Source organism: Pseudovibrio sp. POLY-S9, from assembly GCF_001431305.1.
GTDB lineage: Bacteria > Pseudomonadota > Alphaproteobacteria > Rhizobiales > Stappiaceae > Pseudovibrio.
Genome location: NZ_LCWX01000239.1, coordinates 30,129 through 39,007, shown reverse-complemented (window position 1 = coordinate 39,007; position 8,879 = coordinate 30,129). Strand labels below are relative to the sequence as shown.

Below are 8,879 nucleotides of genomic sequence, written 5' to 3'. Positions count from 1 at the left end.
CGCTGATGGTCGGTTTGCTATATGGGCCCTTGATCGTGCCCTTAAAGCGGAACTTGTGGGTGCTCTGCAGATATTTGGTTAACCGGTCGCGCATGGCGGTTTGTGGATCGTGCTTCGCTGCGGGAATGGAGGCCATCTCGCCATAAGCGCCAGAGGCTGCATTCATGGCTGTGGTCACAACAATACCCAGCAAACCATGCTGGATGCCATGGGTGTTGATGTGGCCTTCTCTCACATGTCGGTTTTTGATGGGCTTTACTGAGGATTTGGAGATCGTCTTTGCATCAATGTCCGAGAGCTTGACGGTTTTGGCGCAGCCACCCAATGTCAAAGCCACAAGTGCTGCTACTATCAGTTTGTTTAGTGCCATTTTAAAATGTATCCGAATTGAGTCATTTTGTTGATGTTTTGTTAACTATAACTTTTCGGAATTACTAATATGTAATGCGCATACCCACAGTTTGGTTTGGTGTCTGGTTGCTGTGGTAGAGATGATAAAATTTGGAGTTGTGCAAACAGGGCTGGAGAGCATCTGTTTTACTAATTCGGGCCTATGTGTTGATCTTAATCCTTGAGTGCTTGATCTTCTTGAAAAGGGGTTCTATAAGCGCCCCATCCCGCACGCAGGGCGGGGTTTGTCCTTGTGGCGAGCTCCATCCGGTTAGAGAGTTGCACGGTTGTGCTGCCCTGCGGAGGATTAAACCGGAAAACTAAGGAGAATAAAGGCATGGCTTTGCCTGATTTTACTATGCGTCAGCTTCTTGAAGCAGGCGTCCACTTTGGTCACCAGAAGCACCGCTGGAACCCAAAGATGAACAACTACATCTTCGGTGTTCGCAACAACATTCACATTCTTGATCTTGGTCAGACAGTTCCGCTTCTGCACCAGGCTCTTAAAGCTGTGTCTGACACTGTTGCTGCTGGTGGTCGCGTGCTTTTGGTTGGTACCAAGCGCCAGGCTCAGGAAGCTGTTGCAGAAGCTGCTCGCAACTCTGCTCAGTACTACGTAAACGCTCGTTGGCTCGGCGGCATGCTGACCAACTGGAAGACGATCTCTCAGTCCATCCAGCGTCTGCGTAAAGTTGAAGAGCTGCTCGACGGTGGTGATGCGAACCGCATGACCAAAAAAGAGCGTCTGTTCCTTGACCGTGAGCGTCAGAAGCTTGAGCGCAACCTTGGTGGTATTAAAGACATGGGCGGTATTCCCGACCTGATCTTTGTTATCGACACCAACCGCGAAGCTAACGCAATTCAGGAAGCTCGTCGTCTGGGCATTCCGGTTGCTGCGATCCTGGATTCCAACTGTGATCCAGATGGCATTACTTACCCTGTACCGGGTAACGATGATGCTGGTCGTGCAATTACTCTTTACACAGACCTGATCGCACGCGCTGCTATTGACGGCATCGCACGCGCATCCGGTTCTATGGGTATCGATCTCGGCGAATCTGAAGAACTCCTTGAAGAGCCTGTTCTTGCTGAAGAAGCTGCTCCTGCAGCTGAAGCTGATAAGAGCGAAGGCTAAGGTTTTCTCTCGGGAAGCGCATTTATGCGCTTCCCCTCCAGTTTTTATGTGATTTTTCGTCTGTTTTTACTGCGAAGGGTCACGGTCGCTATGCGATAAATCGGATGAATCCGCAGGGAAGTCGGCTTCCTCTGATTTTTTTATGACACACTCCCGTCCATGAGGCGTACGATGAGCATTACCGCTGCTATGGTAAAAGAGCTCCGCGAAACAAGCGGTGCTGGCATGATGGATTGTAAAGCTGCCCTGAAAGAAACAGGCGGTGATATGGAAGCAGCTGTTGACTGGCTGCGTACCAAAGGCCTTGCAAAGGCTGCTAAGAAGGCTGGCCGTGTTGCGGCTGAAGGTCTTGTTGCAGTTGCTGCAGATGGCAACAAAGCTGTTGTTGTTGAGGTTAACTCCGAAACAGACTTCGTTGCACGTAACGAAAACTTCCAGAAGCTGGTTCGCGATATCGCTGCAACCGCGCTTACTGTTGATGGTGACGTTGAGAAGCTTGCTGCAGCACCTTACCCAGGTTCTGACAAGAGCGTTGAAGGCGAACTGAAGGAAGCTGTTGGCACCATCGGTGAAAACATGACCCTTCGTCGTTCTGCTGGTCTGTCTGTTTCTGAAGGTGTTGTTGCTTCTTACATGCACAACGCTGCTGGCGAAGGCCTTGGCAAAATCGGTGTTCTGGTTGCTCTTGAATCTGCAGGTGATGCAGACAAGCTGGCAGCTTTGGGTAAACAGATTGCAATGCACGTTGCAGCGACCAACCCAATGGCACTGAACACTGACGAGCTGGATGCAGACGCTGTTGAGCGTGAGCGCACTGTTTACATGGAACAGGCTCGTGAGTCTGGTAAGCCTGAAAGCATCATCGAGAAGATGGTTGAAGGTCGCCTGCGTAAGTTCTATGAAGAAGTTACACTGGTTAAGCAGTCTTTCGTTATCAACCCTGATCTGACTGTAGAGAAGGCCGTTGAAGAAACAGCTAAAGAAATCGGTTCTCCAATCAAACTCACCGGCTTTGTTCGCATCGCCCTTGGTGAAGGTATTGAAAAAGAAGAATCAGACTTCGCAGCTGAAGTTGCTGCTGCTGCTGGTAACTAATTTATTGAGGGCGTCGACTCAGTCGACGCCCTCTTTGTATCTGGATGCATGAAAAGAGGTTTACTATGTCTGAGGGTGTTCGCTGGAAACGAGTTCTTCTGAAACTTTCAGGGGAAGCGCTGATGGGCGACCAGGACTTTGGTATCGATCCAAAGGTGGTTGAACGGGTAGCAGCGGAAATTTCAGAGGCTGTAAATCTGGGTGCCCAGTTCGGCATCGTTGTTGGTGGCGGTAACATCTTCCGCGGTGTGGCTCTGGCAGCCAAAGGCGCTAACCGTGTGACCGGCGACCATATGGGTATGCTGGCAACCATTATGAATTCGCTCACGCTTGCCGATGCGCTTCGTCAGCGAGGTATTCAGGCGCGTGTGCTTTCCGCTGTTCCGGTGCCGTCGATTTGTGAGAGCTTTACTCAGCGCGGCGCAGAGCGTTACATGGAAGACGGGGACGTTATTCTGTTTGCCGGTGGTACGGGCAATCCGTTCTTTACCACTGATTCTGGTGCGGCACTGCGTGCGGCAGAGATGCAGTGTGATGTGTTCCTCAAGGGCACCAGTGTTGATGGCGTTTATGACGCTGATCCTAAGCTTAAGCCTGATGCAAAGCGTTTTGACACGCTTACACCGGGGGAAGTTCTTGAAAAGAACCTTAAAGTCATGGATGCGACCGCGATTGCACTTGCCCGGGACAACTCTATTCCTGTAGTTGTCTTTTCCATCAAGACCTCCAGCGCGCTTGTTAATGTGCTGCGCGGGCAGGGGCTGTTTACGGTCATTGAAGACTAACGGGCATCAGCTGGTGTCTTAACTGTCGGATTTTGACCCGGGCCGGTTTTCGTTTTGGAATGCCGGTCCGTTAAAATGATAGGTGAAAGAGGAAATTATGTCAGAGCTGGACTATGACGATCTTGACCGCCGCATGAATGGTGCGATCACAGCTTTGAAGCATGAATTTGCTGGTCTTCGTACTGGTCGTGCTTCTGCAAGTATGCTGGACACAATCACTGTGGAGGCTTATGGCGCTCCAATGCCGATCAACCAGGTCGCGACAGTCAGTGTTCCAGAGCCGCGCATGATTTCTGTTCAGGTCTGGGATCGTTCCATGATGCAGGCCACTGAAAAAGCTATCCGTGAATCCAGCCTTGGTCTGAACCCGGTTGTGGATGGCATGGTGCTGCGTTTGCCAATTCCTGAGCTTAATGAAGAGCGTCGTCAAGAGCTTGTCAAAGTTGCGCATAAATTTGCCGAGCAAGCGAAGATCGCTGCACGTCATGTGCGCCGCGATGGCATGGAAACCATCAAAAAGCTCGAAAAAGCTGGTGAGATGGGGGAAGACGATGCGCGGTCAGCTTCTGACAGGGTTCAGAAGATGACTGACGACATTATTGGTGAAGTTGATTCTGTACTTGCCAAAAAAGAACAGGAAATCAAGCAGGTTTAATCCTGTTTGCAAGCGGGGGCTATATGGCGGCGAGCGTTGAATTTGAGGCAGTTGATACAAATTCCGAAATCGGACTTTTGAGTGTGCCTCGTCACGTCGCCATCATTATGGATGGTAATGGCCGTTGGGCAACTCGCCGGGGCCTTCCGCGTACTGAAGGGCATCGGCGCGGTGTGAAAACACTGCGCGAAGCCGTTAAACACGCACAAAAGCGCGGGATCTCCTACCTGACGCTTTTTAGCTTTTCTTCTGAGAACTGGGCGCGCCCGCAACAGGAAGTTTCTTTCCTGCTGGCCTTGCTGCGCCGGTTTGTACGCGATGACATTAAGGAACTCACCAAGACTAATGTGAGAGTTCGTGTCATCGGGTCCAAAGAAAATCTCGATAAATCCATGCTGACCCTGCTTAATGATGCGGAACGAGAGACCGCTCATTGTACCGGGCTGGTGCTGGTTATTGCTTTTAACTACGGAGCGCGGGACGAGTTCGTCCGAGCTGCACGGCAACTGGCGCAGCGCGTGGAAGCTGGTGAGTTGAGAGCTGCTGACATTGGGGAGGATGATGTCAGCACTTGTCTGGATACCCGTGATATTCCGGATCCAGACCTCATAGTCCGCACAGGGGGAGAGCAGAGACTTTCCAACTTCCTGTTGTGGCAGGCTGCTTATGCCGAATTTTATTTTGCTCCGACGCCCTGGCCTGAGTTTAACTCAGATGCTTTTGATGATGCTTTGCTGGCGTTCTCTAACCGTGACCGGCGGTATGGGGGTTTGAGCTCTGACGCGACTGGGACGTAATGCCTGACAAAAACAATCAGAACAATTCTGAAGGCGCTTCCGGAGGAATTATCCGGCGCGTGCTAAACGCAAATCCTGATTTGCTGGTACGCGCTCTTTCTGCAGTTATTCTTGCTCCTGTCGCGCTGGCGCTGACATGGGCAGGTGGCTTCTGGTTTGCTGGCCTCGTGCTTGTTGGCATGCTGATTGTTTACTGGGAATGGTACAAGATCATTTTGCAAAACACTCAGCGACCTGTTGTGCTGCTGGGCTATCTGTTTCTCCTCTTCATTGGCTTTAGTTACTTTCAGGCGCAACCGCTCTGGATTGCCGGAGCGCTGATTGCTGGCGCCGCGGTACTTTACGGTGCTGGCGGTTTTGACCGGACGGCGCGCTGGGTGAGTGAGGGCTACGTTTACGCTGGCCTGACCTTTGTCTCATTGCTTGCACTGCGGGAAGGGGATGAAGGGCTTTTCTTCATTATCTATCTCTTTCTTGTGGTCTGGGGGACCGATATTGCGGCCTATGTGTGTGGCCGCAGCTTTGGCGGGCCTAAGCTTTGGCCTGCTGTTTCTCCAAACAAAACCTGGAGCGGTGCTATTGGTGGCGTGGTCTTTTCTTCGCTTTTAGGAATGGGCTTTGTTGCTGTTGCTGGTGGTTCTCAGCTGGTCTGGGCTTTTGGGCTTGCTGTTGTTCTTTCTGCAGTCTCTCAGCTTGGAGATTTGTTTGAAAGCTCCATGAAGCGCCGCTTTAAGGTAAAAGACTCCAGTCGCCTTATTCCCGGACATGGTGGGCTGCTTGATCGCGTTGATGGCCTTGTCGCCGCCGCTGTGTTTGCCTATGTGGTTGGTGTAGTGTTTGGCGGTCAGCTGTTCGATCCAAATGCAGGGTTGATGCTGTTTGCATCCTGATACTGCTGATTTTTGTGCTTCGCCCACGGTTCTGTTGATTTGCAAGGGTTGTTGATATGACAAAATCTCTCACTGTGTTGGGAGCAACCGGATCGGTTGGGGCCAGTACGCTCAAAGTTATTGCGCACAGCCCTGAGCGTTATGACGTCAATGCACTTGTTGCAGGCCGCAATGTTGATGCGCTTGCGAAGGCGTGCCTGGAGACTGGTGCAAAGCGTGCGGTCATTGGTGATGCCTCTAAATACGAAGATCTTAAAGCAGTACTCGCCGGTACTGGCGTTGAGGTTTCTGCAGGTCGTGAGGCTGTGCTGGAGGCGGCTAGCCAGAAGGTGGATGTGTTGGTTTCTGCCATGGTGGGAGCCGCAGGACTGGAGCCGACCATTGAGGGGATCAAGGCAGGCAGCAATATCGCTCTTGCCAACAAAGAAACCATGGTGTGTGCAGGCACGATTGTGTGTGAGCTGGCTGAAAGGCATGGTTCCAAACTGCTGCCGATGGATTCAGAGCATAATGCGATTTTTCAGGTGTTTGAGCAGGATGACCCCAAAGCTGTCGACAAAGTGATTGTCACAGCTTCCGGTGGACCGTTCCGGACATCGACACTGGATGAGATGCGTGTTGCGACTCCTGAGGTGGCGCTGAAGCATCCAAACTGGTCCATGGGGCGGCGGATTACCATTGATAGTGCTTCGATGGTGAACAAAGGTCTTGAGCTGATTGAGGCCTATCATCTGTTCCCTATTACCGCTGATCAGCTGGATGTGGTTGTCCATCCACAATCAATTGTCCATGGCATGGTTAGATATTGTGATGGGTCATTATTGGCCCATATGGCGGTTCCGGACATGTGCGGGCCAATTGCTCATTGTCTGGCATACCCAACCCGAAAGACGGCTCCGGTTGCGGATCTTGATCTGGGGATGATTGGGCGTCTGGACTTTGAAAAGCCTGATTTTGAGCGTTTTCCTGCGCTGTCACTTGCACGTAAAGTGATGGAACTTGGCGATGGGGCAGGGACGATTTTTAACGCAGCTGACGAAGTGGCGGTGGAAGCCTTCCTTGGACGGAAGATCGGCTTCCTCCAGATCCCAGAGCTTCTTGAGGATGTTCTGAATCGGCTTCATACGCAAAATATGCTAGATTGTTCAGATCAGCTGGAGGAGATTCTTCAGTTGGATCAGGTAGCGCGTCGAGTTGCAAACGAAGTTATTGGGAAGATGGCCGCCTAATCCGGCGCTTCCTTTAAAAAATAAGGTAAGGCTGTTCGCATGGACGTTCTGAGTTCAGTTCTTGGTGGTTCGCTCGGAGTCATCATTCCCTTCTTGGCTGTGCTTACTGTGGTTGTTTTCTTCCATGAGCTAGGGCATTTCCTCGTCGCGCGTTGGTGCGGGGTGAAGGTTCTTGCATTCTCAGTCGGGTTTGGACCGGAACTGTTGGGTCGCAATGACAAGCATGGGACGCGCTGGAAGGTCTGTGCCATTCCGCTGGGTGGCTATGTGAAGTTCTCAGGTGATGAGAATGCTGCAAGCGTGCCAGACCGTGATGAGCAAGCCAAAATGGATGAGGAGATGCGCCGGACTGCGTTCTTTGCGAAGAACCCATGGCAGCGCTCCGCAATTGTGGCCGCAGGGCCTATTGCCAATTTTATCCTCGCTATTCTTATCTTTGCAGGAATGTTTGGATTTTTAGGAAAATTCGAAACATTGCCACGTGTGGATCAGGTGCGACCTGGTAGTGCGGCTGAAATGGCCGGCATTTTGCCAGGGGATTTGATCCTCTCGATTGATGGCAATCCAGTAGAAAGTTTCAATGATGTGCAGCGGGTCGTGACGGCGAGTGCGGGCGTTCCGATGCAGGTCGATGTGGAGCGCGGGGATGCTGTTGAGCGCCTTACTGCAACGCCGGAACTGCAGGAAATCAGTGATGGTTTTGGGAATACGCAGAAGGTTGGAATTCTTGGAATTCAGCGAAATACTTCTCAGGAAGATATCATAGTCAAGCGTTTTGGCCCGGTGGAAGCCGTGGGTGAAGGGGTAAAAGAGACATGGTATATTCTTGATAGGACATTAGGTTATATTGGCGATCTTTTCCTCGGTAAAGAAGATCCGGACCAACTAGGTGGTCCGATTCGCATAGCGCAAATTTCCGGGCAAGTTGCGACCCATGGTATTTTACCGCTAATTAACCTTACCGCAGTTTTGTCAATTTCTATTGGTTTACTCAACCTTATGCCTGTTCCCATGCTGGATGGCGGGCATCTGCTGTACTACATCATCGAGATTGTAAGGGGTAAGCCGTTGAGTGAAAAACTGCAGGATTTCGGGTTCCGGATAGGAATCACTCTGGTTCTGCTTCTAATGGTTTTTGCGACCTGGAATGATCTGCGGTCGATAATCGGCTCTTAGGTAAGTTGCGTAACCAAAGCTTGGGCAAAGGATTGGGCAAATTGCATTAAATCCAGTTGTGTCGCCTTGCTTTACTCTGAAAACCTTGTACAAAGTTCCTAGGTGTTTCAGATTCTATCCATTACCCTGAGGCGCATTAGTGATCTGAGGATCAGGGGACTAATGCAACTTTAGGCTGAAAATAAAAGGCATAGCAGTTCTATGCAGTCATTTAAGAACCTGTCACGTGTGTCGCTTTTGGCAATGGCCGTTGCAGCTACTAGTACAGTTGCTCCGGTTGGTGTTCCGTTTATCGGAGCAGGGATTGCCGAGGCCGCGGTGGTTAACAAGATTGTCGTTAACGGTGCAACGCGCATCGAAAGCGAAACAGTTCGCAACTACCTGACTATCCGTCCAGGAAAATCGTTTTCTGCAATTGATATCGACGAGAGTCTGACCACGCTTTATGCGACTGGTTTGTTTGCTGATGTTTCCATCGAGCAACGCGGCGGCACTCTTGTTGTTGATGTTAAAGAAAATCCAGTTATCGGCAAAATCTCCTTTGAGGGTAACAAGCGACTGAAGGACGAAGCTCTGCAGTCAGTTGTTCGTTCTTCTGAGCGGTCCATGCTGACACGAGCGCGTGTTCAGTCTGATGCTCAGAACCTTCTGGAGGCTTATCGTCGCTCCGGTCGCTATCGTGCGTCTGTTGAGCCGAAGATTATTGAGCGCGCTAATAACCGTGTGG

9 protein-coding genes and 1 pseudogene are annotated in these 8,879 nt (G+C 51.0%); 9 read left to right on the top strand and 1 reads right to left on the bottom strand.

Annotated features, from left to right (window positions below):
- Positions 1 to 370 (bottom strand): annotated as a pseudogene (locus tag PPL9_RS33790) (hypothetical protein); the annotation flags it as partial.
- 357 nt (positions 371 to 727) lie between these two features.
- Between PPL9_RS33790 and rpsB the strand changes: the two are divergent.
- The 9 genes from rpsB to PPL9_RS33785 all read left to right on the top strand — a co-directional run.
- Positions 728 to 1,525 (top strand): 30S ribosomal protein S2, encoded by a 798-nt coding sequence (gene rpsB / locus PPL9_RS26540; RefSeq protein ID WP_057465538.1) that lies wholly within the window; start codon positions 728 to 730, stop codon positions 1,523 to 1,525.
- Between the two features lie 171 nt (positions 1,526 to 1,696).
- Positions 1,697 to 2,620, top strand: a complete 924-nt coding sequence (tsf, locus tag PPL9_RS26535) for a translation elongation factor Ts (protein ID WP_057465537.1) — start codon at positions 1,697 to 1,699, stop codon at positions 2,618 to 2,620.
- Between the two features lie 65 nt (positions 2,621 to 2,685).
- A complete protein-coding gene (pyrH, locus tag PPL9_RS26530) occupies positions 2,686 to 3,405 on the top strand; it encodes a UMP kinase (RefSeq protein WP_057465535.1) in 720 nt (239 codons plus the stop codon).
- 97 nt (positions 3,406 to 3,502) lie between these two features.
- Entirely contained in the window at positions 3,503 to 4,060 is a 558-nt protein-coding gene (frr, locus tag PPL9_RS26525; protein WP_057465533.1) for a ribosome recycling factor, read from the top strand.
- A gap of 23 nt (positions 4,061 to 4,083) precedes the next feature.
- Entirely contained in the window at positions 4,084 to 4,857 is a 774-nt protein-coding gene (locus PPL9_RS26520; RefSeq protein WP_057465532.1) for an isoprenyl transferase, read from the top strand.
- Positions 4,857 to 5,747 (top strand): phosphatidate cytidylyltransferase, encoded by an 891-nt coding sequence (locus tag PPL9_RS26515; RefSeq protein WP_057465530.1) that lies wholly within the window; start codon positions 4,857 to 4,859, stop codon positions 5,745 to 5,747. Before PPL9_RS26520 ends, PPL9_RS26515 begins: the two co-directional genes overlap by 1 nt.
- 56 nt (positions 5,748 to 5,803) lie before the next feature.
- Complete coding sequence (gene dxr, locus PPL9_RS26510; RefSeq protein ID WP_057465528.1) at positions 5,804 to 6,976, top strand: 1-deoxy-D-xylulose-5-phosphate reductoisomerase; 1,173 nt, start codon at positions 5,804 to 5,806, stop codon at positions 6,974 to 6,976.
- 39 nt (positions 6,977 to 7,015) lie between these two features.
- A complete protein-coding gene (rseP, locus tag PPL9_RS26505) occupies positions 7,016 to 8,152 on the top strand; it encodes an RIP metalloprotease RseP (protein WP_057465526.1) in 1,137 nt (378 codons plus the stop codon).
- A 201-nt stretch (positions 8,153 to 8,353) separates the two neighbouring features.
- Positions 8,354 to 8,879 (top strand): POTRA domain-containing protein (locus PPL9_RS33785; protein WP_280139081.1); only part of this gene is annotated, 526 nt, incomplete at its 3' end.